Source organism: Streptomyces sp. WZ-12 (assembly GCF_028898845.1).
Lineage (GTDB): Bacteria > Actinomycetota > Actinomycetes > Streptomycetales > Streptomycetaceae > Streptomyces.
In genome coordinates this window covers 4,453,707-4,480,609 of record NZ_CP118574.1, presented here as the reverse complement: position 1 = coordinate 4,480,609, position 26,903 = coordinate 4,453,707, and the positions used below count along the sequence as shown (strand labels likewise).

The window sequence follows — 26,903 nt, the reverse complement described above, 5'->3', positions numbered from 1 at the left end:
CCATGAACGATCGGCTGCTGAACGTAGAACAGGTAGCGGAACGACTCGGCACCACCGTCCGCTTCTCCCGCCGGCTCGTCGAGGAGCGCCGCATCACGTTCGTGAAGGTGGGCCGGCACGTTCGTATCCGTGAAAGCGTGGTGGAGGCGTACATCGCTGCCAACACGGTGGAGTCCGTCACCCTGGTCCGTCGGCTGAAGGCGGTGGCGTGATGGCGGGTAGGCGGAAGAGCCGTCGTCAGTTCGGTCGGGTGCGCAAGTTGCCGTCCGGCCGGTTCCAAGCGCGCTACCTCGGCCCGGATGGCGTCGACCATCCCGCGGACTGGACGTTCGCGACGATTACGGATGCAGACCTCTGGTTGGCGAAGAAGCGGATCGAGATCGAAGAAGGGCGTTGGCTGAACCCTGACGACGGTAGGACGACCGTCAAGGACTGGGCGGCTCGCTGGTTGGCGTCGGTGGGGCCCCAGCTCAAGCACAAGACGCGGGCCACGTACCGCTCGATCATCGCGTCACGGATCAACCCGGTGCTTGGCGACCGTGAACTATCCAGCCTGCGGCCGATCACCATCGCTGAGTGGGTCGCCAAGATGAAGACGGACGGTGTCGGCGCCTCGTGGATCCGCCAGTGCTACCGCGTGCTCGCACAGATCATGAACTCGGCCGTGGACAACGGGCTGATCGCCGTGACGCCTTGTCGGAGGGTTCGGTTGCCGAGGATGCCGCAGACGGAGCCGCACATCCTGACCCAGCTCGAAGCCTCCCGTATTGTGCGTGCGGCTTCTGCACCGCATGATCTGCTGATCGCGCTGCTCGCTTTCGGCGGCCTGCGGATCGGTGAGGCGTTCGCCATGCGGCGCGGCGACATCGACGTGGAGCGGTGTCTCGTGCACGTGGACGAGAACCTTGCTGAGGCAAACGGGACCTTAGTCTTCGACCTGCCGAAGTCGCACCAGAAGCGCACGTTGACGCTGGCGCCCTCGCTGGTGCAGCGGTTGTCTGCCTACCTTGACCAGTTGCCCGGTGGTGATGACGCCTTGCTGTTCACCAACGGGGTCGGTGACCCGCTTCGGTACAACCAGTGGCGCAAGGCGCACTTCGACCCCGCGGTGACGGCGGCCGGGCTGACCGACGTGACTCCGCACGACCTTCGGGCGTCGCACGCCACCTGGGTTGCTGATCAGTACGGCGTGATGACCGCGGCGCACCGGCTCGGCCACTCCAACGCGAGTGTGACCACCCGGCACTACGCCCGGCCGGCTGCGGGCCGGGATGCTCAGGTCGCTAAGGCTTCGGAGTCATGGATCGAGGGGCACGACAACGCCCAACGGGCACGCAGCGGGCACGATGACGATGACGACGGCTCTGCCGGGGTTCTCGTACCGGCCTGACCTGCCGGAACGGCTCCCCTGCTGATCTTCGGGGAGACATCTTGAAAACTGTCGTGGCGGCAACGCCACCGTGGGTTCAAATCCCACAGCCTCCGCAGGTGGAGCAGTGAGAGCGGGCCCCGTCCGGGAGTTATCGGGCGGGGGCCGTTTTTTGTGTGGGTGGGGTCAGGTGGTGGCGAGGAGGAAGTCCTCGCCGGGGGTGGGGCGGAGGGGGTCGGGGCGGTGGGAGAAGTAGCGGTCGGCGAGGGCGGTGGCGGGGAGGTGGCGGGCGTCGGCGAAGCCGGCCCGGCGGGCGAGGGTGAGCATTTCCTGCGGGGTGTAGAAGCTGAGGAACGGGGTGCCGCTGGCTCGGGCGCCCTTGGTGGCCCGGTCCAGGGCGAGGCGGTCGGCGGGGGCGAGGAGTTCGGCGGGGAGGGGGAAGGACAGGGCGAGCGTGGAGCCCGGGGCGAGGCGGGCGATGTGGCGCAGGGTGGCCGCGGTGGTGTCCTTGGAGAGGTAGAGGGTGACGCCGGTGGAGACGATGAGGGTGGGGCGGTCGGCGGCGAAGCCGGCGGCCGAAAGCCGGTCCGGCCAGGACTCGTTGGCCTCGAAGTCGACCGGCACGAGGTGGAGCCAGTCGGGGATGCCGTAGCCGAGCTCGATCAGGCGGCGGCGTTTCCAGGACTGGGTGGCGGGTTGGTCGATCTCGAAGACCCTTAGCCGGCCGGCGACTTCGGGGTGGCGTTGGGCGAAGGTGTCCAGGCCGGCGCCGAGGATGACGTACTGGGTGATGCCGTGGGCGGCCTGTTCGAGGGCCAGGTCCTCGATGAAGCGGGCGCGGGCCACGATGGCCGCCCGGAAGCCGGCGGTGGCCTGCGGGTCCATGTCGGGGCGGGCGCGCCAGTCCTCGTCGGGGGCGGCCAGGCGCAAGCCGATCTCGTCGTCGAGGACGTGGGGCGGCGGGTCGCATTGGACGTGCAGGGCCCGCCACAGGGCGACCCGTACCGCGCTGCTGTCGGGCACTGGAGAGCGTTCGTCCGTCATGGGGTCCCTTCCCTCGCTGCCTGTCGTCGTGCGGTCGGCCCTCGGGGCGGCGTGACGCCGGGCGGGCTACTCGCCGAGGGCCTGTTCTTCCTCCGCCTGCTCTTCCCGCTCGTGGAGGTGCTTCAGGGCCGAGCGGGCGGCGGGGGCGTCGTCGCAGGTGGACCAGAAGTCGTGGGTCACGACGCGCTCGGCGAGGGCGAGTTGGCGGGTGCGCAGCTCGGTGACGCGGGACTGCTCCTCGTCGGTCCAGCCGGGGGAGTCGGCGCGCTCGGTCTCGAAGAAGTGACCGTTCTCCTTGGTGTGGGTCCAGCCGGGGAGCGGTTCGATCGACCACGTCAGGCGTCGGTAGAGGTCCGCGAGGGCGGACTGGACCTGGTGCAGCTCCAGCTGTGCTTCCCGCAGGTCCTGGGGGAAGTCGTAGGTCTTCTGCTTGTCAGCCACGGCGCAAGGATACCGCTCACTCGTTCGATTCTGACGGGGTGGCGCGGCGGCTGTGGACGTTTCACCCGGTTGGCCCGGTGGGTGGGGGTGCTGCGGGGCGCCCGGCGGGGGTTCGACGCGGGCCGGCCGGGAGGTGAGGAGGGGGCGGCGAAGGCGCGGTCGGGCCGGTCGGTCCGTGCTGCCATCGGGCCGGTGGTGACCGGGGTGTGCGGGGCTGGCGCGTCGAACGCGCCCGCGGTGCGGGGTGGGGAGGAAAGGGCTGGCAGGGAGCGGCGGTGAGCGGTGAGGCTGGGGGCATGGAGCGATCTTTCGAGGAACTGGTGGCGGAGGCCGCCGAGGTGTCGGTGGCGGGCTGGGACTTCTCCTGGCTCGACGGTCGGGCCACCGAGCAGCGGCCCTCCTGGGGGTACCAGCGGCTGCTGGGCGAGCGGCTGGGGCGGGCGACGGCGGCCCTGGACATCCAGACCGGGGGCGGCGAGGTGCTGGCCGGCGCGGGGGCGTTCCCGCCGGTCATGGTGGCCACCGAGTCCTGGCCGCCGAACGTGGCCAAGGCGACCGCGCTGCTGCACCCGCGGGGCGCGGTGGTGGTGGCGGACGAGGACGAGCCGCCGCTGCCGTTCGGGGACGGGGCGTTCGACCTGGTGGCCAGCCGTCATCCGGTGACGGTGTGGTGGGCGGAGATCGCCCGGGTGTTGCGGCCGGGCGGCACCTACCTCTCCCAACAGGTCGGGCCGGCCAGCGTGTTCGAGCTGGTGGAGTTCTTCCTGGGGTCGCAGCCCGCGGAGGTGCGGCGCGCCCGGCACCCCGAGGACGCGCGGCGGGACGCGGAGGCGGCCGGGCTGGAGGTGGTCGCGCTGCGGCAGGAGAGGCTGCGGACGGAGTTCTACGACATCGGGGCGGTCGTCTACTTCCTGCGGAAGGTGGTGTGGATGGTGCCGGGGTTCACCGTGGAGCAATACCGGGAGCGGCTAAGGGAGTTGGACGGGCTGATCCGGCGCGAGGGGGCGTTCGTGGCGCACACCACGCGGTTCCTGATCGAGGCGCGGAAGACGGGCGGGTAGGGCCGCCCGGGAGCGTCAGCGGCGGGCCGCCGAGGCGAGGGTGGCGCGGGCCTCGGCCTCCGGCAGGCCCGTCCGGCGGGCCGCGGCGAGCAGGCGCTCGGCCAGCTCCGGGCCGAGGCCGGCCTCGTGGGCGCGGCAAGCGGCCCAGAAGAGGCGGGAGTTGCGCTGCCCGCGGGGGGAGTCGCGGACGAAGTCGAGGAGGGCGACGGCCGGCGGCTGGTGGCCGTGGGCGGCGGTGGCCGGGTGCGGGCGGCGGGGCGGGGCGCCGAGCGGGGGCAGCAGGAGCGTCAGCAGGGCGGGCGGGACCGGGGCGGGGTGGCGCGGGGAGTCCGGGGCGAGGACGTACCGGCCCTGGGTGGTGAGCGAGCCGGGGCCGACCAGGTAGCCGCCCGCGCCGCGGACGTCGACGCCCGGGGCGAGCCGGCCGGCGGAGTTGGGGACCGGCGGCGCGGGCGGGCCGGTGAACCACAGGTGGCGGCCGCCCGAGGGGGTCAGGACGGTGACCGTCGGCGGGAGCGCGAGGCCGTGGGCCCGGGCGATCAGCCGGAGGGCGGTGGGGCCGTCGGCGCCGTGCTTGGTGTCGAGGTCGAGGCCGATGAGGTGGTGCGGGGGCCGGCCGCAGGCGATGCCGTAGCCGGTGGCCCAGGGGGCGGTGGCGAACATCCGGCGGATCGCGAGCGGGTCGGTGGCGGCGTCGTGGACGCCGTGGCCGAGGCGGCCGCACCTGCCGTGGCAGGGCGGGGCGTTGGGGTCGTCGGGGCCCGCGGGGTCGTGGTGCGGGGAGCGCAGGGCGGGGAGTTTGGTGCGGGTCAGGGGGATGACGGGGTGGCCGCGCTCGGCGGCGGCGAGGGCGTGCGCGAGGGCGGCGTGGTGGGCGTCGGCGGGGGAGAGGGGTGGCCCGTAGGCGGGGAGGGCGGGCGCGGGCTCCCGGGACGCGCGGGGCGTCGGGCCGGAGACCGGGCGCAGGGTCGGGCGGGGGGCGGCCGGGGCCTCGGGCGGGAGGGCGGCGGCCGACGGGTGGGCGGTGCGCGGTGCGGCATGGCGGCGGGGCATGGCCATGGCTTTATTTTCGTACGAGCGTTCGAAAAAGGGAAGAGGGGGAGGGGTGGCGCGCGACGAAGAACACCTGTGCGCCGGGGTGGTCGGGGTGGTGGGCGACCCGCCCGATCCTTGGGGCGAACGGGTTGTGGTGGATCGCCGTGGAGCACGAGGGGTGGCGCGGGGGCGCGGGTGGGGGCATCGGGGTTTGTCGGCGGTTTCTCCCCCTTGCGGGGGAACCGGTCTCCGCCGGTGGATCTGGCGGGGTCCGGTTGGGCAATCCTGAGGTCGCGACGTCGAGGCAGGCACCGCGGTGGTCGGCCAACTACCCGGTGAACAGCGGGAGTTAGCGCTGTACGGACCGTCCGGGACCGGTCGTTCGGAGCGGGTTTCGAGAGGTCGGATGCCCGGTTCGGGGGCGGGTTCGCAAGGCCGGATCCGCTTGCTGAATCCCCGAAGTTCATAAGTCACAAGTTTGCGTTTCGTAGGAGGAAAGAGACATGGCAAGCACTCGTACCGCCCGCGTCATCGCCGTCGGCCTCGCGCTGCCCTTCGCGGTGGCGCTCTGCACCGGCGTGGCACAGGCCGACAACGGCGGGCTCGCGAACAACGGGTCGAGCTCCGCCGCCACCAGCCAGACCGGCACCGGCGTCCGCGGCAGCAATCACGGCAACTCCACCACCGGTCAGCAGGTGGCCAACGGTCCCGGCGCGTCGAACCAGAACAACACCGCCAGCGTGAACGGTGACGGCTTCAGCGTGATCGACCAGGGCAACGCCAACGTCGACTTCGAGCAGAACTGGTGAGCCGGTCCGCCGCGCGGCCGCGCGGCGGATGATCGGCGGGTGAGGTGAGGTGAGGTGAGGTGCCGCGCGGCGGACATGTGGGCCGCTCTGGGGTTCATCGCGCGGGCCTTGACAGCGAGCGGGTTTCTGACGGACAGTCAGAAACCCGCTCGCTCGTTCGTACGGCCGTCACCGAAGGAAGGCCCGCCGACGTGCACCTCGCCCCCACCCAAGCCCAGCAGCGGCTGCGCGCCGAACTCCGCGCCTATTTCCGGGAACTGCTGCCCGACGGACCGGTCGACGACCCGGTGGCGCAGCGCGCGGCGCTCCGCCGGATCGGCGCCGACGGGCTGCTGGGCCTGGGATGGCCGACCGCCTACGGGGGTCAAGGGCGCGGCCCCGACGAGCAGTTCGTCTTCTTCGACGAGGCGTACCGCGCGGGCGCCCCGGTCTCGATGGTCACCCTGAACACCGTCGGGCCGACCCTGATGAAGTACGGGACGCCGGCGCAGAAGGACTTCTTCCTGCCCCGCATCCTCAGGGGCGAGGTGGTCTTCGCGATCGGCTACACGGAGCCGGGGGCGGGCACCGACCTGGCGTCGCTGCGGACCCGGGCGGTGCGGGCGGCGGAGGGCTCCGGGGGTGACGGTCCCGACTGGGTGATCCACGGCGGCAAGAGCTTCACCAGCAACGCCCAGCAGGCCGACTGGATCTGGCTCGCCTGCCGCACCGACCCGGACGCCCCCAAGCACCGGGGCATCTCGATCATCCTGGTGCCGACCGACGCCCCCGGCTTCTCCTGGACGCCCATCGAGACCGTCGGCGGGCTGACCACCACCGCCACCTCCTACGACGGGGTGCGCGTCCCCTACGGGAACCTCGTCGGGGCGGAGCACGCCGGCTGGGACCTGATGGTCAATCAACTCAACCACGAGCGGGTCGCGTTGGCCGCGATCGGCATGCAGGCCGAGGACGCCTACGAGGCCGCGCTGGCCCATGCCCGTACGCCGGACCCGCAGACCGGGGAGCGGCCAGCGGACCGGGCCTGGGTGCGGGCCCGGCTCGCCGAGGCGCACGCCAGGCTGGCCGCCACCCGGCTGCTCAACTGGCGGCTGGTCGGCGACGTGGGGGCCGGGACGCTGAGTCCGGGCGACGCCAGCGGGGTCAAGTTCGCCGGGACGGAGAGCGCGGTCGAGGTCTACCGGATGTGCCAGGAGGTGGTCGGCGACGCCGCGCTCGTCCGGGCCGGCTCGCCGGGCGCCTACGGGGACGGGGAGTTGGAGCGGATGAACCGCGCCGCGCAGATCAACACCTTCGGGGGCGGGGTCAGCGAGGTGCAGCGGGAGATCGTGGCCACGGTGCGACTGGGGATGCGGAAGGGGCGGCGCGGGTGAGCGGGGACGGAAACGAAGGGGTGCGGGAGGGCGCGGACGGGTACGAGGAGGCGCTCGGGGCGTTCGAGGGGCGCCGGGCGTCGGCCGGGGGCGTGGCGAAGGACCCGGTCAACGAGGCGATGATCCGGCACTGGTGCGAGGCGATGGGCGACGCACACCCCGCCTACCGGGGGCCGGACGGCGTCGCCCCGCCGACCATGCTCCAGGCGTGGACGATGGGCGGACTCTCCGGTCACCGCGGTCGGAGCGGCGCCTACGAGGAGCTCTCGGCGCTGCTCGACGGCGCGGGCTACACCGCGATCGTCGCCACCGACTGCGAGCAGGAGTACCTGCGGCCGTTGCGCCCCGGCGACGTGCTCACCTTCGACTCGGTGATCGAGTCGGTGTCGCGGCGCAAGACCACCAAGCTGGGCGCCGGCCACTTCATCACGACCCGGATGGACGTCCGGGCGAACGGGGAGCCGGCCGGAACGCACCGCTTCCGGGTGCTCAAGTACGCGCCGGCGGGCCGGCGTTCCCCCAACGGGGCGTCTGATGAGGGGACTTCGAGGGGGAAGCGCCCCCGGCCGGTCGTCAATCGGGACAACGCCGGCTTCTGGGCGGGCGTGGCCGCCCACAGGCTGCTCATCCAGCGCTGCGGCGGCTGCGGGACGCTGCGGTTCCCCTGGCTGCCCGGGTGCAACCGGTGCGGTGCGACGCGGTGGGACACCGTCGAGGCCGGCGGCGCGGGGACGGTCTATTCGTATGTGGTGATGCACCACCCGCCGTTCCCGGCGTTCGCCGCGCCCGACGGCGACGGGGCCGCGGGGCCGTACGCGGTCGGGCTGATCGAGCTGGCGGAGGGGGTGCGGATGGTCAGCAACGTGATCGGGGTGGAGCCCGACCGGGTGCGGATCGGGATGCCGGTGCGGCTGGAATTCCGGCGGGTGGACGAGGAGTTGGTGCTGCCCCTCTTCCGGGCCGAGGCGCCCGGCGGGTCCACCGGCGCGGAAGGCGGCGAGGGCTGAGATGGACTTCACGCCAACCCAGGGGCAGCGGGCGGCGGCCGCCCTGGCGGCGGAGATCTTCGGCGACCGGTCCACGCCCCAGCGCCTGGCCGGCCTGGGCGGCGCCGTCGACGCGGAGCTGTGGAAGACGCTGTGCGCCGCCGGGCTCCCGGGTGCGGTGGCGGAGACCGGGCTGCTGGGCCTGGTGCTGATGCTGGAGGAACAGGGCCGGACCACAGCCCAGGTGCCGTTCGCGGCGAGCTGCGCGTACGGCTTGCTGGCCGTCGAGGCGCACGGCAACGCGGAGCAACGGGCCCGGCTGCTCCCGGGGTTGGAAGACGGGACGGAGGTGGCGACCGGCGCCCTCGCGGGGGTGTCGGGCCGGCCGCGGGTGGTCGCCGCGGGACCGCCCGACGCCGCCCGGCTGACCGGCACCGTGCCCGTGGTCCCCTGGCTGTGCGGGGCCACCCTGCTACTCGTCCCGGACGCCGGGCGCCGGCTGTGGCTGGTCCGCGCCGACGCCCCGGGCGTCGGCGTCGAGCCGGTGGCGACGACCGCGCCCTGGTCCGCGGGGCGGCTGACCCTACGGGACGCCCCGGCCGAGCCGTTGGGCGGCGCCGCGGACGCCCCGCCGCCCGCCGCCCACGACGAGGTGCTCGGCACCGCCCGCACCGCCTTCGCCGGCCTCCAGGCGGGCGTCTGCGCGGGCGCGCTGGCCCGTACGGTGGCGCACACCACCACCCGCGAGCAGTTCGGCCGCCCGCTCGCGGCCAACCAGGGGGTCCAACTGCGGGCCGCCGAGGCGTACATGGACACCGAGGCGATCCGGGTCACCGCCTACGAGGCGGCCTGGCGCCGGGACGCGGGCCTGGACGCCGCCGCGCACGCGCTGACCGCCGCCTGGTGGGCCTCGGAGGCCGGCAAGCGGGTGGTGCACACCGGCCAGCACCTGCACGGCGGCCTCGGCGCCGACCTCGACCACCCCGTGCACCGGCACTTCCTCTGGGGCCGGCAGCTCGACGCGTACCTGGGCGCGGGCGCCGAACTCCTGGAAGAACTGGGCGCGTTGCTGACGAAGGAGCCGCAAGGATGACCCCCGACGCCGCCCGGGACGCCGGCCCGACGCCCGCGCCCCACGTGGGCCTGGAGCTCCCGCCGCTCACCCTGCCCCTGACCCGCACCCTGATCGTCGCCGGGGCGATCGCCTCCCGCGACTACCAGGACGTGCACCACGACGCCGAGGCCGCCAGGGAGAAGGGCTCCCCGGACATCTTCATGAACATCCTGACCACCAACGGCCTCGTCGGCCGCTACGTCACCGACCACTTCGGCCCCCGGTCCGTGTTGCGGAAGGTCGCCATCCGGCTCGGCGCCCCCAACCACCCCGGGGACACCATGGTGTTGCGCGGTACCGTCACCGCCGTCGACGGCGACACCAGCGAGGTGCGGATCGTCGGGACCAACGGCCTGGGCCACCACGTCACCGGCACGGTCACCGTCAGCGTCCCGGGGGAGGGCCGATGAGCCGCCACCGCCCCGACGCCCTCGGCGGCCGGGCCGCCGTCGTCGGCATCGGCGCCACCGAGTTCTCCAAGGACTCCGGGCGCAGCGAACTCACCCTCGCCGTCGAGGCCGTGCAGGCCGCGCTGGCCGACGCCGGGCTGACCCCGGCCGACGTCGACGGGCTGGTCACCTTCACCATGGACACCAACCCCGAGGTCACCGTCGCCCAGGCGGCCGGCATCGGCGAGCTGACCTTCTTCTCCCGGGTCCACTACGGGGGCGGCGCGGCCTGCGCCACCGTCCAACAGGCGGCCCTCGCGGTCGCCACCGGCCTGGCGGACGTGGTGGTCTGCTACCGCGCCTTCAACGAGCGCTCCGGCCGCCGCTTCGGCGCCGGCGTCCAGCGGCGCGAACCGTCCGCCGAGGGCGCCGCGCTGGGCTGGAACCTCCCCTTCGGTCTGCTCACCCCCGCGTCCTGGGTCGCCATGGCCGCCCAGCGCTATCTGCACGCCCACGGCCTGACCCCGGACGCCTTCGGCCATGTCGCGGTCACCGATCGCCGGCACGCCGCCCGCAACCCGGCCGCGTACTTCCACGGCAAGCCGATCACCCTCGCCGACCACGCCGCCTCCCGTTGGATCGTCGAGCCGCTGCGGCTGTTGGACTGCTGCCAGGAGACCGACGGCGCCCAGGCGTTGGTGGTGACCTCCGTCGAGCGCGCCCGCGAGCTGCCGCACCCGCCCGCGGTGATCACCGCCGCGGCCCAGGGCGCCGGCCGCGCCCAGGAGCAGATGACCAGCTTCTACCGCGACGACCTCACCGGCCTGCCGGAGATGACCGTCGTCGCCGACCAGCTCTGGCGCACCTCCGGCCTGACCCCCGCCGACATCGACGTCGCCGTCCTCTACGACCACTTCACCCCCTTCGTCCTCATGCAGTTGGAGGAGTTCGGCTTCTGCGGGCGGGGCGAGGCCGCGGACTTCGTGGCCGCCGACGCCCTTCCCCTGAACACCCACGGCGGCCAGCTCGGCGAGGCGTATCTGCACGGCATGAACGGGATCGCCGAGGCGGTCCGCCAACTCCGGGGCACCAGCCCGAATCAGGCCCCCGACGCGGCCCACGTCCTGGTCACGGCCGGCACCGGAGTGCCCACGTCGGGGCTGGTGTTGGGGCGGGCGGGGTAGCCGCGGTCGGGGGCGACTAGGGCCTGCCCCACCGGACCGGCCCTAGGCCGCGGCACCTCCGCTCACCCCCTGGAAGACGCCCACCCTCAGCAGCGTCGGAGGGGCTCCACCAACCCTTCGGCGTCGTGGTGGCCGCTCTCAGTCCGCTCTCAGTCCGAGCGCGGGACCGCTGGCGACGTCGAGCGGGTGAAGGTGCGGCGGTAGGCAGTGGGGGTGGTGTCCAGCGCGCGCCGGAAGTGCAGCCGCAGGTTGGCTGCCGTGCCCAACCCGCAGTCCCGCGCCACCTGTTCCACCGAGCGGTCCGTGGTTTCCAGCAGTTCCCGCGCCCTGCCGATCCGGGCGTTGAGCAGCCACTGCAACGGGGTCGTGCCCGTCTCCTCGCTGAACCGGCGCATGAAGGTGCGCTGCGAGACGCCCGCGTGCCGGGCGAGCACGCGCAGCGTGAGCGGCTCGCCGAGCCGGTGCAGGGCCCATCCACGGGTACCGGACAGCGACGCCTGACCGGCCACCGCGACGGGAGCCGGCACGTACTGGGCCTGCCCACCGTCTCGGTGGGGGGCGGCGACCAGACCGCGGGCGATCTGGTTGGCCACCTCCGCTCCCAGGTCGCGGCGCACGATGTGCAGGCACAGGTCGATGCCGCAGCACACCCCGGCCGAGGTGAGCACCTCGCCCTCGTCGACGTAGAGCACGTCGCGGTCGACCGTGACGGCCGGGAAGTCCCGCTCGAAGTCGTCGATGTGCTTCCAGTGGGTCGTGGCGTGCAGCCCGTCCAGCACGCCCGCCGCGGCCAGCGCGAACGCGCCCGTGCAGATCGACACCACACGCCTGCCCCGGTCGCGCGCTTCGGCCAGTGCATCGAGCACGGCGTCCGGCAACGGGAGGTGGTTCGGTTCGAATCCCGGCACGATCACGGTGTCGGCGGCGCGCACCTGTTCCAGGCCCCCGTCGGCGACCAGTGTGAAGCCCGCAGTGGTGGCCACCTTCGCCTCCAGCGCGCACAGGGTCATCTCGTAGGGGGTTTCCGGCCGCGCGGTGAAGATCTGCGTCGGGATCGCCAGGTCGAGTGGGGTGACTCCGTCCAGCGCCAGGACCGCGACTCGATGCACTGTCATGGCGAGATTCTAACGAAGTAAGGAAATTTTGCCTCTCACCAGGTCAGGGCGGTCACGGCCAGGCTGAAGACATGACCGAATCTCCTCACGAGACGACCACCGACCCGATCACGCTGCCCGGCACGCCGCTTGCCGACGCCGTCGTGAACCTCATCCGACCGGTGGAAACGCCGTCCGTCTTCAACCACAGCATCCGCAGCTACCTGTTCGCCCGGCTGGCTGCCGGCCGCCTCGGACTGACCGTCGGCCACGACTACCACGACGACCTGTTGTTCGCCGCGTGCGCGCTGCACGACCTCGGCGTGGCCTCGGACGGCCCGCACAGCCAGCGGTTCGAGGTCGAAGGCGCCGACCGGGCCGCCGCATTCCTGATGGACCACGGAGTAGCCGCAGCCGACGCCGACCAGGTCTGGCAAGCCATCGCCCTGCACACCTCCCCGGGCATCGCGGAACGCCGCGGCACGCTGTGCGTACTCGTCCGCGCAGGCGTCGGCCTCGACTTCGGCGGCCCGATGGGTACCGACCACGCCGACGCCGTCAGCGACGAGCAGGCCGACGCCGTGCACGCCGCCTATCCACGGCTGGAGATGGTCCGTTCACTCACCGACGCGATCGTCGCGCAGGCCGCGAAGAACCCGAAGAACGCACCCCGGTACGCGATCCCCGGCGAATTCCTCCGCGAACGCGAGACCTACGGCCGGACCCGGATGGAGCACGCCGCCCGCTCGTCCCGCTGGGGCAACTGACTCCACGGACTCCACGACCCCGTCAACAAGGAAGAGGAAGCACCACAATGACCGTCCACACCGTTCAGGTCCCCGAGGACAACCCGGTCTTCGGGCAAACCACCAGCGCCTTCGAGAGCTTCGGCTATTCCGCCGCGGTCCGCGCGCACGGCCTGTTGTTCATCGCCGGAACGATCGGTCGCCGCGCCGACGGAACCATCCCGGACACCATCGAAGAGCAGACCGAGATCGCCCTCTTGAAGATCGAAGAGATCCTTCGGCTGGAGAACCTCGACGCCTCCGCCCTCGTCGACGTCACCAGCTACCACGTCGACATCCGCCAGCACCTGCCCGGCTTCATCGAGGCCAAGCAGCGCCTGGTCAAAGCGCCCTACCCGACCTGGACGATCATCGGGGTCAGCGGCCTCGCCAGCCCCGGACTCCTCGTCGAAATCCGCGCGACCGCCGCGTATCCCGACGCACCTCGGTAGACCGCCGCTCCCGGGCCCAGGAGCCCGCCCGTACGCCGCAGAACTCCCAGCCGAAGACTCCCGCGGCGTGCTGGTGGGCCCGGCAGGCGGTGGAACCCACGCCCACCATCGACCAGTTGATGCGGCCCTCGGCATCCGCATCGGTCAGGACGGCCGCCAACGGGCCAGAGGGCGAGAAGTCACCTGGTCCGCCGGGCAGTCCCTAGGGGAGTATCCCTCGCGCTCCGCCTTGAGGAGGTGAGAGGGAGGCCGCCCGTACAACTTGAGGCGGACGACGCTTCGGCACCCTGGGCCGACGCCCTCGCCCTTCCCCACTCCTAGCGTGGAACACATGACCACGTCAGTGTGCACAAGCGCCTCGACGCCCGCGACGTTCCCGTCGTTCGCGTCCTATGTACGGGCCCGGGGGCCGGTTCTGCTGCGCGCCGCGCGGTCCCTGTCCTCCAACCCGAACGACGCCGAAGACCTCCTCCAGACCGCGCTCACCAAGACCTTTGTGGCCTGGGAGCGCATCGAGGACCACCGCGCGCTGGACGGCTATGTGCGCCGCGCGCTGATCAACACCCGCACCTCGCAGTGGCGCAAGCGCAAGGTCGAGGAGTTCGCCTGCGACGAGCTGCCCGAGCCGGACCCGATACCGGCGCCGGACCCGGCCGAACTCCAGGGCCTGCGCGACGCGATGTGGCGCGCGATCATGCGCCTGCCGGCGCGGCAGCGCGCGATGGTCGTCCTGCGCTACTACGAGGACCTCAGCGAGGCCCAGACCGCCGAGGTCATGGAGGTCTCGGTCGGCACGGTCAAGAGCGCGGTCTCCCGCGCCCTGGCCAAGCTCCGCGAGGACCCTGAGCTGGCGATGCTGGGCCTGAGCCGGGTCGCCGTCTAACGGCTTGCGCCTAGCTCCTGGCGAACGCGACGAAGCCGACCCAGGCGCCCGGGGGGACGTGAAGGTGGGGGCCGTCGACGTTCTTTGAGTCGCGGATGTGGATGGTGGAGGGGGTTGCGGCTACCTCAACGCAGTCGTTGATGTCGCTGCTGTCGCTGTAGCTGCTCTTGGTCCAGGCCACTTCGACGCAGTCGTCACGCTCATTGCCGCTGCTGTAGCTGCTCTTGAACCACTCCAGCGTGGATGCAGTCCGGGCAGAAGGCTTGAGGGTCATGTTTCTCCCACCACTTTTTGGATGAAGGCGAGCGATTCCCGGGGCGTGAGGGCCTGAGATCGGATGATTCCATAGCGCAGTTCGAGGATTCGGATCAGCTTTGGGTCAGAGACGGGTCGGGTGCCGAACTGGTTCAGCGAGTGGCCGACGGCACTGCCGTCAGCAAACTTCATCACCTCGATCTGACCACCCATGCCTGCGTGGTCCTCGCGGTCCGTCGGCATCACCTGGATCTCAACGTTCCGCAACTGGCCTACCTCCAACAGGTGTTCGAGCTGTCGCCGGTGCACCATTCTCCCCCCGAGGGGGCGCCTGATGGTCACCTCTTCCTGGACGAATGTGAGCGCGGGAGCCGGAGTGCGTTCGAAAATCGACCACCGTGCCATACGAGCCGCCACCAGGCGATTCACTTCGTCCGGTGACCAGGCCGGGCGCCGCATCTCGTACAGCGCTCGCATGTACTCCTCCGTCTGCAAGAGCCCGTACAGGTTGTGGTTCTCGTACGCCCCCAGTTCGACCGCCTCGTCCTCCCAACGCTTCAAGTCCCGGACCTTCTTGGGGTATCGGGCCCTCTCCACGTCGTCCCGCATCCCGGCGAGCTTTCCGCCCGCGTTGAGGATCTGGTCCGCCTTGGCCAGGTACTCCGGCCGCGGGATGCGCGTTCCCCGCTCGATCTTGTAGATCAAGCCCTCGCTGTAGCCCATCAACTTCGCGAAGTCGGCGGCACGTAGACCGGCAGCCGTCCGCCACAGCTTGAGCTGCCGTCCGACCATCTCGACGGACGGCTGGGCGTCATCGTCCGGATCGAGTGCCCAGCTTGAGTCGTCCGTGACATCGCCGTGCATGCGCCTCACCTCCAGGACAGCCGAGACGTCCTGTCCAGCTCCTGGACATCACCGAACGTGTCGACGTCGTTACTGGTCAGGGTAGGTGCGCGCAGCCACGCTAAGTGACGTGACGCAACAAATCGCCGAGCCCAAGCTCCATTTCAGGGTCCAACTCTCCGCCACGCGCCGGGGCGCACGCCTGGCGCGTCTCCTCGGCACCGAGCAACTCCGTTCCTGGGGACTGCCGTTCGAGGTGCCGGCTCAGGTGATCGCCGAGCTGGCCGCGAACGCCGTCTCGCACGGACGCGTCCCGGGACGGGACTTCCGCCTCGCGTTGGCCGCCGATGCCGACACGCTCAGTATCGGCGTCACGGACGCGCGCGGCGACCGGATCCCGTTCCAACGGGCGCCGGCGGAGGGCGAGTCGGGGCACGGATTGATCATCGTCGGCCTGCTCGCGGACCGCTGGGGCACGGTCCGCGGCCCGTTCCCGTGCAAGACCGTGTGGGCGGAGTTCGACCTGCCGATGTGGGGCTGACCGGAGGCCGGCGGAGCGGGCTCCGGCGAGACGGGACGCTCCAAGAACCCATAACCGGTAGGGAAAAAACCAACCAACCAAACCGAACCGCACAGGCTCGCACGCCTGTGTCACCCGGTGGGGTGATCCAGGGGCTCTCGGCTGGCTTTCCGGTGGCGTCGCGGTGCAGGCTCGTCAACAACCAAGCCGGGCAACAGTCAAGCCCGGCAAAGCAATTGGCCCCCGACGGGCTGGCATCCCGGTCGAGGGCCTAACCACCTAGGAAGCCGAAACCTTCCCGATGGATGAGAAGAAGACTAGCGCGCGAACGGGCGCTTCGTACATCGAACACCGGTCCTCCGCAGGACTGCACAAGGTGACCGAGTTCCAGGAGCCCGGGTACACCATCATCGGCGATCACCTCGCCCAGCACCACGAGTTGTCGCTCGGCGCGATCGGCCTCGCGGTGTACATCCTCTCGCTGCCCGAGGGCTCGCAGGTCGACATCCGCTCGTTGGCCCAGCGGTTTCCCGAGGGGCGCGAGCGGATTGCCACCGGCCTGCGGGAGTTGGAGCGGCACGGGTACCTGAAGCGGGTGACGAAGCGCTTAGACGATGGCCGTCTGGTGACGGTCACGACCTCGTACAACAACCCGAGGCCGACGCCGACGCGGACGCGGAGGGTGCGGCTAGCCAAGCCCAAGCCCGAGCCCGTGCCCGAGTCCGTGCCCGTACGGCCCTCGGCCCCTGCGCGGAGCGAGGCTGCGGCCCCACCGAAGCGGGCCGCGCCTACGCCCAAGGCGAGGCCGTCGTTGCCCCGCCCCCGCACCCCGCGGCACCTCGCCACCGCCACGGCCCTGCTCGCCAACCTGCGGCGGGACGACCCCCGACTCCTCCTCCCCGTACGGGACATCGAGCGTCTCGCGCCGGGCGTGGCCGCCTGGTTGGAGCGCGAGGTGCCCCCGGAGGCGGTCCGAAAAGCCTTGAGCGCCGACCTCCCGGCGCCCCTCCGCAACCCGGCGGGCCTTCTCGCCCACCGCCTGACGGCGCTGCTACCGCCACCCCTCCCCGAGACCCCACCGCCTCCTGAACCCGCCCGTCCCGCGCCCGTTCCCTTCCACAACTGCGAGGGCTGCGAGCGCGCCATCCGCTCCCCTGGCCCAGCACGCTGCCGCGACTGCCGGCCCGAGCACGGAGAGGACGCCTAGCATGAACGCGGGACCCGCCGCGGTACGCCTAGGCGGGCGTCCCGGTGGAGGTTTTGCGTTGCGCCCTTCACCCCGCCAACAGGCGTTCCACCTCCCCTTCCAGGGCCGCGATGCGGTCGGCGAGGCCGGTGGACTCGGCGTCGCGGGCGTCGCGGAGCAGGAGTTCGATCTGGGCCAGGCGGCTGGCGATATCGGCGAGGGCGGCGGTGTCGGTGGGGGGTGGCGGCGGCGGTGGGCTTCCGGACGGGCCGGTCAGCAGGCGTTTCAACTGGGTGGTCTGGGCGGCCAGTTGGTGGTTCTTGCGGTAGAGGTCGAGGAAGACGTTGACCTTGGTGCGCAGCAGCCAGGGGTCGAAGGGCTTGATGAGGAAGTCGGCGGCGCCGACGGTGTAGCCGCGGTAGGCGTAGTCGGGGTCCACGGCGGCGCCGGTGAGCAGGATGACCGGGACGTCCTTCGTCTGGTCCAGGCCCTTGATGTTGGCGGCGGTCTCGAAACCGCTCATGCCGGGCATCAGGACGTCGATGAGGACGACCGCGAACTCCTCGCGGAGCATGGCCTTGAGGGCCTCCTCACCGGAGCGGGCGCGGACGACCTTGGTGGCGAGGGAGCCCAGGACCGCTTCGAGGGCGATGAGGTTCTCCTCCATGTCGTCGACGATGAGGATGGGTGCGGTGTCGGGTGGGGGCGGTGTCATGACGGTGGCGCCTCCGTTCCCTCGTCGGTGGTGTCGGGCGGGTCGGCGGCCGGTGGCGGGTCCTCGGGGGTCGGCCGTGTCCGGTGGGGGTCCAGGAGCCGGGAGATGACCGACAACAGGCGGTCCACGTCGACCGGTTTGGGGATGTAGTCGTCGGCGCCGCTCTCGATGGCCTTCTCGCGGTCGCCGGGCATCGCCTTGGCGGTGAGCGCGATGATCGGGAGGGCGGCGAAGCGGGGGGTGCGGCGGATGGCCCGGATCATCTCGTAGCCGTCCATCTCCGGCATCATGATGTCCATCAGGACCAGCGAGACGTCGGGCGCGCGGTCCAGGACCTCCAGGCCCTCGCGGCCGTTCTCGGCGTACTTGACGTGGATGCCGATCCGGCCGAGGACGTGGGTCAACGCGAAGACGTTGCGGATGTCGTCGTCGACGATCAGGATGCGGCGGCCGGCCAGGACGCGGCCGGCGGGGCCGCTCAGCCAGTCCTTGAGCCGGGTGGCCTCGGGCCAGGTGACGTCGCCGCCCTCGGTGGGACCCACCGGGGTGGCGGGTGCGGCCTCGGCGGGGCCGGCGCTGTGCGGGGTGGGGACGGGGGCGGCCGAGGGGCCGGTGTAGCGGGCGGGGACGTAGAGGGTGAAGGTGGAGCCGACGTTCACCTGGCTCTCGGCCTTGATGCGGCCGCCGAGCAGCGCGGCCATGTCGCGGCTGATCGACAGGCCCAGCCCGGTGCCGCCGTATTTGCGGTTGGTGGTGCCGTCGGACTGCTGGAACGCCTCGAAGATGCCGTCGAGTTTCTCCGGGGAAATGCCTATTCCGGTGTCCTTGACGGAGAGCGCGAGGACGGTGTCGGCGGTGCGCAGGGACGCCTCCTCGAATTGGCCGCACCGGCTCTCCGGGACGCGTTCGACGCGGAGTTCCACGCCGCCGGTGGAGGTGAACTTCACCGCGTTGGAGAGCAGGTTGCGCAGGATCTGCTGGAGGCGCTGTTCGTCGGAGTAGAGCTCCTCGGGGACGCCCTCGCCGACGTGGACGTCGAAGCCGAGGCCGCGGTCGACGGTCAGTGGGCGGAAGGTGGCCCGCACGTAGTCCAGGAGCTTCTTCAGCGGCAGGGCCTTGGGGTGCACGTCCATCCGGCCGGCCTCGATCTTCGACAGGTCGAGGATGTCGTTGATGAGCTGGAGCAGGTCGGAGCCGGCGCGGTGGATGGTGACCGCGAACTCCACTTCCTGCGGGCCGAGATGGCCGTCGGGATTGTCGGCGAGCAGTCGCGAGAGCACCAGCAGGGAGTTGAGCGGGGTGCGCAGCTCGTGCGACATGTTGGCGAGGAATTCGGATTTGTACTGCGAGGAGGTGGCCAGGAGCGCGGCCTTCTCCTCCAGTTCGGCGTTGGTGAGTTGGAGCTCGTCGGAGCGTTGGCGGAGTGCGGCGGTCAGCCGCTGGGATTCCGAGAGCAGCGATTCGGTGCGGGAGTTGGCGATGATGGTGTTGATGGAGACGCCGATGGTGTTGACGAACTGGTCGATGAAGGCCAGGTGCACCTCGCTGAAGCGGCTGAAGGAGGCCAGCTCGATCACGCCGAGGACCTGGTCCTCGAAGAGGATCGGGAAGATGACGACGCTGGCCGGGGCGGCGGCGCCGAGGCCGGAGCTGATGGTGAGGTAGTCGCCGGGCACCGCCTCGACGAGGATGCGCCGCTGTTCCGTGGCGGCCTGGGTGATCAGGCCCCAGGCGGGGGCGCCCCGCCGCATCCGGTTCAGGGCGCCCTGGCCGTCGGGGCGGCCGGTGCCGTAGCCGGCGATCAGTTCCAGGCCCTCGCCCGGTTCGGCGCCCGCCTCGGCCAGGAAGAACGCGCCGAACTGGGCGTTCACCAGCGGGGTGAGCTCGCGCAGGATCAGGTCGGCGACCTCGACCAGGTCGCGGTGGCCCTGCATCAGGCCGGCGATCCGGGTGAGGTTGGACTCCAGCCAGTCCTTGGCGCGGGTGGTCTCGCGGAGGTTGGCGACCATGAGGTTGATGTTGTTCTTCAGGGTGGCGACCTCGCCGCGGGCGTCCACGGTGATCGAGCCGGACATGTCGCCCTGGGTGACCGCGCTGGTCACCTCGGCGATCGCGCGCACCTGGGTGGTGAGGTTGAGGGCCAGCTCGTTGACGCTGGTGGTGAGCTGCTTCCAGGTGCCGTAGACGCCCTCGACCCGGGCCTGGCCGCCGAGTTGGCCCTCGCTGCCGACCTCGCGGGCCACCCGGGTCACCTCGGAGGCGAACGAGGAGAGGGTGTCGACCATGGTGTTGATGGTGGTCTTGAGCTCCAGGATCTCGCCGCGGGCATCGACGTCGATCTTCTTGGAGAGGTCGCCGCGCGCCACCGACGTCGCCACCTCGGCGATGTTGCGGACCTGCGAGGTGAGGTTGTCCGCCATGGAGTTGACGTTGTCGGTGAGGTTCTTCCAGACGCCCAGGACGCCGTGCACCTGGGCGCGGCCGCCGAGCCGGCCCTCGGTGCCGACCTCGCGGGCGACCCGGGTGACCTCGTCGGCGAACGCCCGCAGCTGCTTGACCATGGTGTTGACGGTGTCCTTGAGCTCCAGGATCTCGCCGCGGGCGTCCACGTCGATCTTCTTGGTGAGGTCGCCGTTGGCGACCGCGGTGGTGACCTGGGCGATGTTGCGGACCTGCGAAGTGAGGTTCAGCGCCATGGAGTTGACGTTGTCGGTGAGCTCCTTCCAGACCCCCGAGACGCCCCGGACCTGCGCCTGACCGCCGAGGTTGCCCTCGGTGCCGACTTCGCGGGCGACGCGGGTGACCTCGTCGGCGAAGGCGGAGAGCTGGTCGACCATGGTGTTGATGGTCGACTTGAGTTCGAGGATCTCGCCCTTGGCCTCGACGGTGATCTTCTTGCCGAGGTCGCCCTCGGCGACGGCGCTGGACACCTGGGCGATGTTGCGGACCTGCGTGGTGAGGTTGTCCGCCATGAAGTTGACGCTCTCGGTGAGGTCCTTCCAGACGCCGGAGACGCCGCGTACTTGGGCGCGGCCGCCGAGCTGCCCCTCGGTGCCGACTTCGCGGGCGACGCGGGTGACCTCGTCGGCGAAGGCGGAGAGCTGGTCGACCATGGTGTTGATGGTCGACTTGAGTTCGAGGATCTCGCCGCGGGCGTCGACGGTGATCTTCTGGCTGAGGTCGCCGTTGGCGACGGCGGTGGTGACCTGGGCGATGTTGCGGACCTGCCAGGTCAGGTTGGACGCCATGAAGTTGACGTTGTCGGTGAGGTCCTTCCAGACGCCGGAGACGCCGCGTACTTGGGCGCGGCCGCCGAGCCGGCCCTCGGTGCCGACCTCGCGGGCGACGCGGGTGACCTCGTCGGCGAAGGCGGAGAGCTGGTCGACCATGGTGTTCACGGTGAGCTTCAGCTCCAGCAGCTCGCCGGTGGCCTCGACCGTCACCTGTTGGGTGAGGTCGCCGCGGGCCACCGCCGTGGTCACCACCGCGATGTCCCGGACCTGCGCGGTCAGCCGGGACGCCATGGTGTTGACCGCCTCGGTCACGTGCAGCCAGTCGCCGGAGAGGCCCTGGACCTTGGCGCGGCCGCCGAGCCGGCCCTCGATGCCGACCTCGCGGGAGACCCGGGTGAGCTCGCCGGTGAAGAGCGAGAGCCGGTCGACCACGCGGTTGACGCAGCTTCCCAGCCGGCGCAGGTCGCCGCGGAGCTGACGGCTGCCGTCGTGCAGATCGACGTGCCGGGTCAGATCGCCGTCGGCGATCGAGTCCAGCACCCGGGTGGCCTTGGCGACCGGGGTGACCAGCGCTTCCAGGACGGCGTTGGCGGCCTCGACGTTGGTGGTCCAGCCGCCCTGCCCGGGGCTGGCGCGCAGCCGCTCGTCCAGCCGGCCCTCGCGGACGACCTCGCGGCGCAGGCGCTGGAGTTCGGTGGCGAGATGGGCGTTGCGGGCGACGATCTGGGCGAAGACGTCGGTCATGTCGGCCAGTACGCCGTCGACCGGGGCGCCGTCTTCGGGGCGGCCGACGCGGGCGGTGAAGTCGCCGTCGCGCAGGGCGTTCAGGGCGGCCAGGAGGGGGCGCAGCTCGCTGGTGCGCACCCACTGGCCGTCGTGGCGGGGGTCCGGGGGTGACGCCGCGGACTCGGGCCGGGTCGGGTCGGGCGCCATGGCACACCATCCCCCCAGTGATCGAGACCGAACTCGAACCGAACGTGTGCGGGGCCGTCCAGCCGCTGCGGCGCCGTCGGGCTCGTCCCGGAGCGCGTCCGGAGGCGGTCCGGAGGAGTCCCGGAGTCGGTCCGGAACTGATCCAATTGGGCAGGTATGTCATAGTATAAAGCGGCCGTAATGAGTTGCTTTTCCGGGCGCATCAGGGGGCGCCGTGACCTCGCTATCGCCGCGGACGACGGCCCCGCAGGAGACCGAAACGGTGTCCCGCACCGGGCTGCCGGCGAACCAGCTTGCCGCCTCCGCGGCCCGCCGCTTCGTGCGCACCCTGCTGACCGGGCGGGCGGTCGCACCCGGCGCCGCCGCGATCAGTTCGGACCTCATCGACCAGGCCGTCCTCCTCGTCAGCGAACTGGTCACCAACGCCCTGATGTACGCGGGCACCGACATCGACGTGACCTGCCGGCTGACCCACGAGCGCGGGCCGGCCGCGGCCGGTGGCGCGGAGTCGGGCCCGGCCACCGTCGCGGTCGTCGTGGAGGTCGCCGACCGGCACCCGTCGCGGACCGTGCGCGGTGGGGTGGACGCCCGCGGCGGCGTCCCCGGCTACGGCCTCCAGCTCGTCGGCGCGCTCGCCGAGTCCTGGGGCGTGACCTACCGCAGGTCCACCAAGACGGTCTGGTTCCGGCTGACCGCCACCGAGGGCCGGTCGGCGACCGCGCCGGCCGGACCCGACCGGCGCGGCGCCGGTGCCACGGCCCCGACCCGGACCCTGGCGCCGCGCGGGCCGGGAGCGGCCGCCGAGTGGGTCGACCGCGGCGGCCCCTCGTTCCTCGCGGAAACCAGCGAACTCCTCGCCGGCCAGCTCGACCAGGACATGGTCACCGCGCTCGCCGCCCAACTGTTGGTGCCCCGGCTCGCCGACTGGTGCGCGATCTGGCTGAGCACCGAGGGCGGCGGCATGCAGCTCTCCCGGGTGTGGCACGTCGACGAGCGGCGGATCGGGCCGCTCCGCGTCGACTTGGAGCGCGAGCCGCCCATCGACGTCGTCCGGATCGGCGGCACCCCCTGGGCCTGGCCGGAATGTGCCGGCGCGTCCAGGGAGGGCGGGGCGGCGCTGGCCTTCCCCCTGGTGGCCCGCGACGAACAACTGGGCGTCCTGCTGCTGGGCCGGGCGGGCCGGCTCAAGATGACCGACACCGTCGCGCGCATGGTGGAGGACGTCGCCCGGCGGATCGCCCAGGCCGTCCACACCGCCCGCCAGTACACCCGGCAGACCACCATCAGCCTGGCCCTCCAGCGCCGCCAACTGCCCGCCACACTGGCCAGCATCCCCGGCGTCGACACCGCGATCGTCTACGAGCCGCACGGCCAGGGGCAGGCCGTCGGCGGCGACTTCTACGACGTCTTCCCGATGGGCGAGAGCCACTGGTGCTTCCTGTTGGGCGACGTCCAGGGCAAGGACCCCGAGGCGATGTCGGTGACCGGGCTGGCCCGCCACCTGGTGCGCCTGCTGGCCCGTGAGGGCCACGGCGTCGAATCGGTCCTCGGGCGGCTGAATCTGGCCATGGCCGAGGAGGGCGCCGAGGCGGTGGAACTCGGCGGGGAACAGGCCAGTTCGCGCTTTCTGAGCCTGCTCTACGGGGAGTTGACCGTCGATCCCGGCTTCCCCGGGGCCCGTTGCACCGTCGCCAGCGCCGGGCACCCGCCGCCGCTGCACCTGTTCACCGACGGCACCGTGGAGCCGGCCGCCGACCCGCAGATGCTGCTGGGCATCGACGAGGGCGCCGAGTTCCGCGCCAGCACCTTCCCGCTCGCACCCGGCGAGACGCTGCTGTGCGTCACCGACGGGGTCACCGAACGCCGGTGCGGGAACTGGCAGTTGGACGACAACGACGGCCTGGCGGGGGTGTTGCGCGACGGCCTCGGACTGGGCGCCAAGGCGCTCGCCGAACACGTCCGCCGGGCCGCCCACGACTTCGGCACCGGACCGGTCGAGGACGACCTCTCGGTCCTGGTCCTCCAGGCGGTGACGCCGAAGCCGGGCGCCACGGGGTAACGGCGGACCTACGGGGCGTGGGGTCTTCCTGGCCCGTTGAGGCGCACCGGATGCGCCGGGCGGTCGGCTGTTTGGCTGAAGCGCCCGTGTGTGCGGCATGGAAGATGGCAGGAGGAGCCGTGGTCAGGGCAGGTTGCGGTAGATCACCGATCGCGAATTCAAGGAGGAACCATGCGCGTTCGTGGCGTTGTTGCCGCAATGGCGATCGCCGGTGCCGTCGTCCTCGGCGTCGTCGGCTCGGCCAGTGCCGCCGGCGGTGGGCACGGCGGGACCGACCAGGCGACGGAGCAGAGTGCTCCGAGCTCGCTGGACGACGGAGTGGAGGTGAACGTTCCGGGCTTCGGCCCCATGCACGGGACCATTTCCCAAGAGGTCAGCAGCGACGGCTAGTTGGCGGGTAGGCCGAGTGAGACGGCCGGGGGCCGAAAAGACCAGCCGCGCGGCGGGTCGGGCCCCGGGCCGTCCTTCGCCGAGATCGGCCGCCGGGCCGCGCAGTTGGCGCACGCGCTGCGCGACGAGCTCGACGTGGCCCCCGAGGAACGGGTCGGCACGCTCATGTGCAGCAGTGCGGGTAAAACACTTGGTCTGTGACCTGCGAAAACGCAATAAGGCGCCCCCATCGGGAGTTCCCCGGTGGGGGCGTCATCGTGCCGTGCCCGTGGGTGTGAGGAGAGGGGGCTGTTCAGCCGTTGGCCTTGGCGAACTGCACCAGGCCGGCGAACGCCTCCCGGGTCAGTGTGAGCTGCGGGCCGTTCGGGGCCTTGCTGTCACGGACGGGGACGATGCCGGGGACATTGGCGGCGACCTCGATGCACTGGCCGCCATTGTCGCTGTAGGAAGACTTGAACCATCGGGGGGAAGAGTTGGTCACGGGGTGCCCTTTCGTAACTTGTTGATCAAGGCCACAGACGCCGCCTGGGGATACGCCTCCGCCTGCAATTGATGGTAGGCCGTCAGTATGGGCAACACCGAGGTGCTTTCCCGTTCGAGATGGCCCCGTTGAACTGACTCGGCGTACGACATGAGTGATCGATCCGGCAGCGTGAGCACGGTAATCGGCAGCCTGAACGTTCGGCGCTCTCCCAGGTCGAACGGTGCCACCTGGAGCACGATGTTTGGCAGCTCCGCGAACTCGATCAGGCGTGCAAACTGTGCGTCCATGACGAGGTGTCCGCCAACGGGCCAACGAACGCAGCTTTCGTCTAGCAGGACGAAGACCAATGGCGGGTTTGGCCGAACTAGTGCGGCTTGTCGCTCCGCTACAAGTGAGACTCGTTCGTCTGCCTGCTCGGGCGTGATCGCTCCGCGCTTGGCGGCGCTCTCGGCGAGTACTGATGCGTACTCCGGGGTCTGGAGCAAGCCAGGGATCACGCCCACTTCGTACAGCCGGATTTCTGCCGCCCGGCCCTCGTGCCTGACGTACTCCGGGAACCCCTCCAACAGGCTGCCGTGCCTGATCTCGCGCCACTCACGCTCGAACAGATCTCCGGTCCCCAACGCCTTGTCAGTGCCAATCGCAAAACGCTGAGTTGGTGGTCGCCGCCCAGTTTCGACGGCAGAAACATGCGCCCCGGTGCACCCGATACGCTCACCCAATTCGTCCTGAGTCCAACCGCGTTCGTCCCGTAACCTGCGCAAGCGCTCCCCGAAGCGGGCACCGGGTGACGCTTCGGGATCCAACTCCTTGCGGTTCACCATGACATCCCCAACTCATCAATCAGTATTCCCTAGTTGATGGGTGTAGCGACTGTAGGCCACGCTGAGGGCTCACCGGTAGTGGAAGCACTACAGAGAGGCAAGGAGGGCGCCACCATGACCGGTCCTGCCCGCACGCCGTATCAAGTGTGTGCCGACGCGGGAGCACAGTTCGACGACGCCCTGAGGGCGATCGGCATCCATGCGGACCGGAGCACGGTGCACGTGACGTCGTGGGAGGACGGGATGCTTCTGCACTGCTTCGCTCCGGCCCGGCTCACGCCGTACCAAACCATCACCCTGGCACGTCACTTGAAGGCGGTGTACCAGTGAGCGGCCGGCCGGACGACGTGAGCCAGAAGACCAAGGAAGTCAACGATCGCAGCAACGGAAACAACACCGGCAAGAAGACGGATGGCCGGGGGCGACCGTGCAGCGTCTGCTAGCGCGCCTCCCCGCTGCCCGGCCAGAGAATGACCCGGAGACCGACGCACCCTGGGATGACTGTCCTCAATGCCCCTTTGCTTGGCACGACATGGAACCCCTTGGCGACCACGCATACCGGTGCGACACCCACGGCGCGACGCTGATCGTTCACCCACCCGGGCCGACGAAGCGCCAGCGGTTCCGCTGGATGGCGGCGACTTGGGACGCCGCACGGGCATGGACGACCACCAAGTCCGCTAGGCATCAGAGGAGTTACTCGTGAAGCGCACCCGCGATGAAATGGACATGGTGCGGGCCGCTGTACTTGCAGGGCGAGACCGTGTGATCCGGTTGTACCGCGAAGGGTGGTCCATGGCGAGACTGGACCGGGCCTACGGTCACCCCGGCGAACAGTGGCTGGCCGCCCAGTTCGACAGATGGGGCGTACCGCGAGGAGTGGCCGCAGGCCGCCCCGGCGGCTACCGCCCCAGCGGGTAACCAACAGGACCACCTACTTCCCAACTCCCGGCGCAGGCGAGGCGTCGGGACCGCCCCCCGCGGTAGAGCCCACACCCCTGTGGCGCTCCCAATCGCCATCCCGCCGGAGACGAAGGGGAGTACGGAGTCCACTGGCCCGTTACGGGTGTCGGCCAGGCGGACTCTCCGCCGCCCAGGCCCCTCCCCGCCCGGGCCTGGGCGGCCACCCTCACCCGCCCCGGCACCCAGGGATTCACGTCCCGGCCGGGGCGGGCCCCAACCACCAAGGAACGCCCCTGAACTTCACCCTCCAGGAAGTCGTGCAGGACACCACCAGTGGCCGCATCGGCCGAATCACCGCCGTCAACGGGGACTGCCTGGTCCTCACCAGACCGGGCCACGATCCGTGGGATGCCCTGACCTCCTGGTGCATGCCCGCAACCCCCGTCGAACGCCGCGACCTTGAGGACCGGGAGCAGGAGGCCGCCGCAGCATGAGGGAGCGGTTCCAGCCCCTGCACTTCTGCGGGGGCTTCCTCATGT

General features: G+C 71.2%; 29 protein-coding genes, 1 tRNA gene and 1 pseudogene. 20 read left to right on the top strand and 11 right to left on the bottom strand.

Translation table 11 applies throughout. The features are described 5' to 3' along the window. Positions 1-2: 2 nt before the first annotated feature. From PV796_RS19215 to PV796_RS19205, 3 genes are all read left to right on the top strand, one after another. On the top strand, positions 3-212 hold the full coding sequence (locus PV796_RS19215) for an excisionase family DNA-binding protein (protein WP_342456922.1): 210 nt from the start codon (positions 3-5) through the stop codon (positions 210-212). Then, positions 212-1,390: a tyrosine-type recombinase/integrase gene (locus tag PV796_RS19210; protein ID WP_274919125.1), complete on the top strand. Its 1,179-nt coding sequence runs from the start codon at positions 212-214 to the stop codon at positions 1,388-1,390. Before PV796_RS19215 ends, PV796_RS19210 begins: the two co-directional genes overlap by 1 nt. Before the next feature lie 6 nt (positions 1,391-1,396). After that, positions 1,397-1,485, top strand: a tRNA-Ser gene (locus PV796_RS19205). Between the two features lie 70 nt (positions 1,486-1,555). Here PV796_RS19205 and PV796_RS19200 read toward each other — a convergent pair. Then, the gene (locus PV796_RS19200; protein WP_274914526.1) at positions 1,556-2,413 is read right to left on the bottom strand and encodes a class I SAM-dependent methyltransferase; all 858 of its coding nucleotides are present in this window, start codon (positions 2,411-2,413) and stop codon (positions 1,556-1,558) included. Positions 2,414-2,479: 66 nt separating this feature from the next. After that, positions 2,480-2,854 (bottom strand): hypothetical protein, encoded by a 375-nt coding sequence (locus PV796_RS19195; RefSeq protein WP_274914525.1) that lies wholly within the window; start codon positions 2,852-2,854, stop codon positions 2,480-2,482. Positions 2,855-3,150: 296 nt separating this feature from the next. On the opposite strand from PV796_RS19195, the gene PV796_RS19190 reads away from it, so the two are divergent. Beyond that, the gene (locus PV796_RS19190; protein ID WP_274914524.1) at positions 3,151-3,915 is read left to right on the top strand and encodes a class I SAM-dependent methyltransferase; all 765 of its coding nucleotides are present in this window, start codon (positions 3,151-3,153) and stop codon (positions 3,913-3,915) included. Positions 3,916-3,930: 15 nt separating this feature from the next. Here PV796_RS19190 and PV796_RS19185 read toward each other — a convergent pair whose 3' ends face one another. Beyond that, positions 3,931-4,974, bottom strand: coding sequence for a bifunctional DNA primase/polymerase (locus tag PV796_RS19185; RefSeq protein WP_274914523.1), 1,044 nt, complete (start codon positions 4,972-4,974; stop codon positions 3,931-3,933). A 479-nt stretch (positions 4,975-5,453) separates the two neighbouring features. On the opposite strand from PV796_RS19185, the gene PV796_RS19180 reads away from it, so the two are divergent. The 6 genes from PV796_RS19180 (at position 5,454) to PV796_RS19155 (ending at position 10,805) form a co-directional block, all read left to right on the top strand. Then, positions 5,454-5,759, top strand: coding sequence for a hypothetical protein (locus PV796_RS19180; RefSeq protein ID WP_274914522.1), 306 nt, complete (start codon positions 5,454-5,456; stop codon positions 5,757-5,759). A 191-nt stretch (positions 5,760-5,950) separates the two neighbouring features. Then, entirely contained in the window at positions 5,951-7,132 is a 1,182-nt protein-coding gene (locus tag PV796_RS19175; protein WP_274914521.1) for an acyl-CoA dehydrogenase family protein, read from the top strand. Continuing rightward, the gene (locus PV796_RS19170) at positions 7,129-8,139 is read left to right on the top strand and encodes a bifunctional MaoC family dehydratase N-terminal/OB-fold nucleic acid binding domain-containing protein (RefSeq protein ID WP_274914520.1); all 1,011 of its coding nucleotides are present in this window, start codon (positions 7,129-7,131) and stop codon (positions 8,137-8,139) included. The genes PV796_RS19175 and PV796_RS19170 overlap by 4 nt, the downstream gene beginning before the upstream one ends. Position 8,140: 1 nt before the next feature. Further along, positions 8,141-9,211, top strand: a complete 1,071-nt coding sequence (locus PV796_RS19165; protein ID WP_274914519.1) for an acyl-CoA dehydrogenase family protein — start codon at positions 8,141-8,143, stop codon at positions 9,209-9,211. Beyond that, positions 9,208-9,642, top strand: a complete 435-nt coding sequence (locus PV796_RS19160; RefSeq protein ID WP_274914518.1) for a MaoC/PaaZ C-terminal domain-containing protein — start codon at positions 9,208-9,210, stop codon at positions 9,640-9,642. The genes PV796_RS19165 and PV796_RS19160 overlap by 4 nt, the downstream gene beginning before the upstream one ends. Next, entirely contained in the window at positions 9,639-10,805 is a 1,167-nt protein-coding gene (locus PV796_RS19155; protein WP_274914517.1) for a lipid-transfer protein, read from the top strand. The genes PV796_RS19160 and PV796_RS19155 overlap by 4 nt, the downstream gene beginning before the upstream one ends. A 149-nt stretch (positions 10,806-10,954) precedes the next feature. Here PV796_RS19155 and PV796_RS19150 read toward each other — a convergent pair whose 3' ends face one another. Then, the gene (locus PV796_RS19150; RefSeq protein WP_274914516.1) at positions 10,955-11,920 is read right to left on the bottom strand and encodes a GlxA family transcriptional regulator; all 966 of its coding nucleotides are present in this window, start codon (positions 11,918-11,920) and stop codon (positions 10,955-10,957) included. Positions 11,921-11,991: 71 nt separating this feature from the next. Here PV796_RS19150 and PV796_RS19145 point away from each other — a divergent pair, with 71 nt between their 5' ends. Together PV796_RS19145 and PV796_RS19140 are read left to right on the top strand one after the other, a co-directional pair. Continuing rightward, on the top strand, positions 11,992-12,666 hold the full coding sequence (locus PV796_RS19145) for an HD domain-containing protein (protein WP_274914515.1): 675 nt from the start codon (positions 11,992-11,994) through the stop codon (positions 12,664-12,666). A 47-nt stretch (positions 12,667-12,713) separates the two neighbouring features. After that, entirely contained in the window at positions 12,714-13,136 is a 423-nt protein-coding gene (locus PV796_RS19140) for a Rid family hydrolase (protein WP_274914514.1), read from the top strand. A gap of 58 nt (positions 13,137-13,194) precedes the next feature. Here the strand turns inward: PV796_RS19140 and PV796_RS19135 are convergent. Then, a pseudogene (locus PV796_RS19135) lies at positions 13,195-13,296 on the bottom strand (IS5/IS1182 family transposase); the annotation flags it as partial. A gap of 171 nt (positions 13,297-13,467) precedes the next feature. Here PV796_RS19135 and PV796_RS19130 point away from each other — a divergent pair. Then, positions 13,468-14,019 (top strand): SigE family RNA polymerase sigma factor, encoded by a 552-nt coding sequence (locus PV796_RS19130; protein ID WP_274914513.1) that lies wholly within the window; start codon positions 13,468-13,470, stop codon positions 14,017-14,019. Between the two features lie 10 nt (positions 14,020-14,029). Here the strand turns inward: PV796_RS19130 and PV796_RS19125 are convergent, their stop codons facing one another. Then, entirely contained in the window at positions 14,030-14,293 is a 264-nt protein-coding gene (locus tag PV796_RS19125) for a DUF397 domain-containing protein (protein ID WP_274914512.1), read from the bottom strand. Further along, positions 14,290-15,138 (bottom strand): helix-turn-helix domain-containing protein, encoded by an 849-nt coding sequence (locus tag PV796_RS19120; RefSeq protein WP_274914511.1) that lies wholly within the window; start codon positions 15,136-15,138, stop codon positions 14,290-14,292. The genes PV796_RS19125 and PV796_RS19120 overlap by 4 nt, the downstream gene beginning before the upstream one ends. 109 nt (positions 15,139-15,247) lie before the next feature. Here PV796_RS19120 and PV796_RS19115 point away from each other — a divergent pair, with 109 nt between their 5' ends. Together PV796_RS19115 and PV796_RS19110 are read left to right on the top strand one after the other, a co-directional pair. Continuing rightward, positions 15,248-15,658: an ATP-binding protein gene (locus PV796_RS19115; protein ID WP_274914510.1), complete on the top strand. Its 411-nt coding sequence runs from the start codon at positions 15,248-15,250 to the stop codon at positions 15,656-15,658. A 355-nt stretch (positions 15,659-16,013) separates the two neighbouring features. Continuing rightward, a complete protein-coding gene (locus PV796_RS19110) occupies positions 16,014-16,844 on the top strand; it encodes a helix-turn-helix domain-containing protein (protein WP_342456921.1) in 831 nt (276 codons plus the stop codon). 67 nt (positions 16,845-16,911) lie between these two features. On the opposite strand, the gene PV796_RS19105 is transcribed toward PV796_RS19110, so the two are convergent. Together PV796_RS19105 and PV796_RS19100 are read right to left on the bottom strand one after the other, a co-directional pair. Beyond that, a complete protein-coding gene (locus PV796_RS19105) occupies positions 16,912-17,538 on the bottom strand; it encodes a response regulator (RefSeq protein WP_274914508.1) in 627 nt (208 codons plus the stop codon). Further along, on the bottom strand, positions 17,535-21,704 hold the full coding sequence (locus PV796_RS19100) for a HAMP domain-containing protein (protein ID WP_274914507.1): 4,170 nt from the start codon (positions 21,702-21,704) through the stop codon (positions 17,535-17,537). The genes PV796_RS19105 and PV796_RS19100 overlap by 4 nt, the downstream gene beginning before the upstream one ends. A gap of 214 nt (positions 21,705-21,918) precedes the next feature. On the opposite strand from PV796_RS19100, the gene PV796_RS19095 reads away from it, so the two are divergent. Together PV796_RS19095 and PV796_RS19090 are read left to right on the top strand one after the other, a co-directional pair. Further along, positions 21,919-23,763, top strand: a complete 1,845-nt coding sequence (locus tag PV796_RS19095) for a SpoIIE family protein phosphatase (protein ID WP_274914506.1) — start codon at positions 21,919-21,921, stop codon at positions 23,761-23,763. A 171-nt stretch (positions 23,764-23,934) separates the two neighbouring features. After that, positions 23,935-24,153, top strand: coding sequence for a hypothetical protein (locus PV796_RS19090; protein WP_274914505.1), 219 nt, complete (start codon positions 23,935-23,937; stop codon positions 24,151-24,153). 292 nt (positions 24,154-24,445) lie between these two features. On the opposite strand, the gene PV796_RS19085 is transcribed toward PV796_RS19090, so the two are convergent. Then, entirely contained in the window at positions 24,446-24,634 is a 189-nt protein-coding gene (locus tag PV796_RS19085) for a DUF397 domain-containing protein (protein ID WP_274914504.1), read from the bottom strand. Beyond that, on the bottom strand, positions 24,631-25,461 hold the full coding sequence (locus PV796_RS19080) for a helix-turn-helix domain-containing protein (RefSeq protein WP_274914503.1): 831 nt from the start codon (positions 25,459-25,461) through the stop codon (positions 24,631-24,633). The genes PV796_RS19085 and PV796_RS19080 overlap by 4 nt, the downstream gene beginning before the upstream one ends. 114 nt (positions 25,462-25,575) lie before the next feature. Between PV796_RS19080 and PV796_RS19075 the strand changes: the two genes are divergently transcribed. The 3 genes from PV796_RS19075 to PV796_RS19065 all read left to right on the top strand — a co-directional run bounded on the left by PV796_RS19075 (position 25,576) and on the right by PV796_RS19065 (position 26,858). After that, positions 25,576-25,791 (top strand): hypothetical protein, encoded by a 216-nt coding sequence (locus PV796_RS19075; RefSeq protein WP_274914502.1) that lies wholly within the window; start codon positions 25,576-25,578, stop codon positions 25,789-25,791. Positions 25,792-26,256: 465 nt separating this feature from the next. Next, positions 26,257-26,382: a hypothetical protein gene (locus PV796_RS19070; protein ID WP_274914501.1), complete on the top strand. Its 126-nt coding sequence runs from the start codon at positions 26,257-26,259 to the stop codon at positions 26,380-26,382. Between the two features lie 299 nt (positions 26,383-26,681). Further along, a complete protein-coding gene (locus PV796_RS19065) occupies positions 26,682-26,858 on the top strand; it encodes a hypothetical protein (protein WP_274914500.1) in 177 nt (58 codons plus the stop codon). The last annotated feature ends 45 nt before the right edge of the window (positions 26,859-26,903 follow it).

Bases quoted from the DNA above. Each gene is read 5' to 3' on its own strand.
- PV796_RS19155 (WP_274914517.1), top strand. From the start codon at position 9,639: ATGAGCCGCCACCGCCCCGACGCCCTCGGCGGCCGGGCCGCCGTCGTC.
- PV796_RS19185 (WP_274914523.1), bottom strand. From the start codon at position 4,974: ATGGCCATGCCCCGCCGCCATGCCGCACCGCGCACCGCCCACCCGTCG.
- PV796_RS19165 (WP_274914519.1), top strand. From the start codon at position 8,141: ATGGACTTCACGCCAACCCAGGGGCAGCGGGCGGCGGCCGCCCTGGCG.
- PV796_RS19140 (WP_274914514.1), top strand. From the start codon at position 12,714: ATGACCGTCCACACCGTTCAGGTCCCCGAGGACAACCCGGTCTTCGGG.
- PV796_RS19190 (WP_274914524.1), top strand. From the start codon at position 3,151: ATGGAGCGATCTTTCGAGGAACTGGTGGCGGAGGCCGCCGAGGTGTCG.
- PV796_RS19100 (WP_274914507.1), bottom strand. From the start codon at position 21,704: ATGGCGCCCGACCCGACCCGGCCCGAGTCCGCGGCGTCACCCCCGGAC.
- PV796_RS19200 (WP_274914526.1), bottom strand. From the start codon at position 2,413: ATGACGGACGAACGCTCTCCAGTGCCCGACAGCAGCGCGGTACGGGTC.
- PV796_RS19180 (WP_274914522.1), top strand. From the start codon at position 5,454: ATGGCAAGCACTCGTACCGCCCGCGTCATCGCCGTCGGCCTCGCGCTG.
- PV796_RS19130 (WP_274914513.1), top strand. From the start codon at position 13,468: ATGACCACGTCAGTGTGCACAAGCGCCTCGACGCCCGCGACGTTCCCG.
- PV796_RS19120 (WP_274914511.1), bottom strand. From the start codon at position 15,138: ATGCACGGCGATGTCACGGACGACTCAAGCTGGGCACTCGATCCGGAC.
- PV796_RS19075 (WP_274914502.1), top strand. From the start codon at position 25,576: ATGACCGGTCCTGCCCGCACGCCGTATCAAGTGTGTGCCGACGCGGGA.
- PV796_RS19160 (WP_274914518.1), top strand. From the start codon at position 9,208: ATGACCCCCGACGCCGCCCGGGACGCCGGCCCGACGCCCGCGCCCCAC.
- PV796_RS19125 (WP_274914512.1), bottom strand. From the start codon at position 14,293: ATGACCCTCAAGCCTTCTGCCCGGACTGCATCCACGCTGGAGTGGTTC.
- PV796_RS19150 (WP_274914516.1), bottom strand. From the start codon at position 11,920: ATGACAGTGCATCGAGTCGCGGTCCTGGCGCTGGACGGAGTCACCCCA.
- PV796_RS19215 (WP_342456922.1), top strand. From the start codon at position 3: ATGAACGATCGGCTGCTGAACGTAGAACAGGTAGCGGAACGACTCGGC.
- PV796_RS19080 (WP_274914503.1), bottom strand. From the start codon at position 25,461: ATGGTGAACCGCAAGGAGTTGGATCCCGAAGCGTCACCCGGTGCCCGC.
- PV796_RS19145 (WP_274914515.1), top strand. From the start codon at position 11,992: ATGACCGAATCTCCTCACGAGACGACCACCGACCCGATCACGCTGCCC.
- PV796_RS19210 (WP_274919125.1), top strand. From the start codon at position 212: ATGGCGGGTAGGCGGAAGAGCCGTCGTCAGTTCGGTCGGGTGCGCAAG.
- PV796_RS19105 (WP_274914508.1), bottom strand. From the start codon at position 17,538: ATGACACCGCCCCCACCCGACACCGCACCCATCCTCATCGTCGACGAC.
- PV796_RS19070 (WP_274914501.1), top strand. From the start codon at position 26,257: ATGGCGAGACTGGACCGGGCCTACGGTCACCCCGGCGAACAGTGGCTG.
- PV796_RS19090 (WP_274914505.1), top strand. From the start codon at position 23,935: ATGCGCGTTCGTGGCGTTGTTGCCGCAATGGCGATCGCCGGTGCCGTC.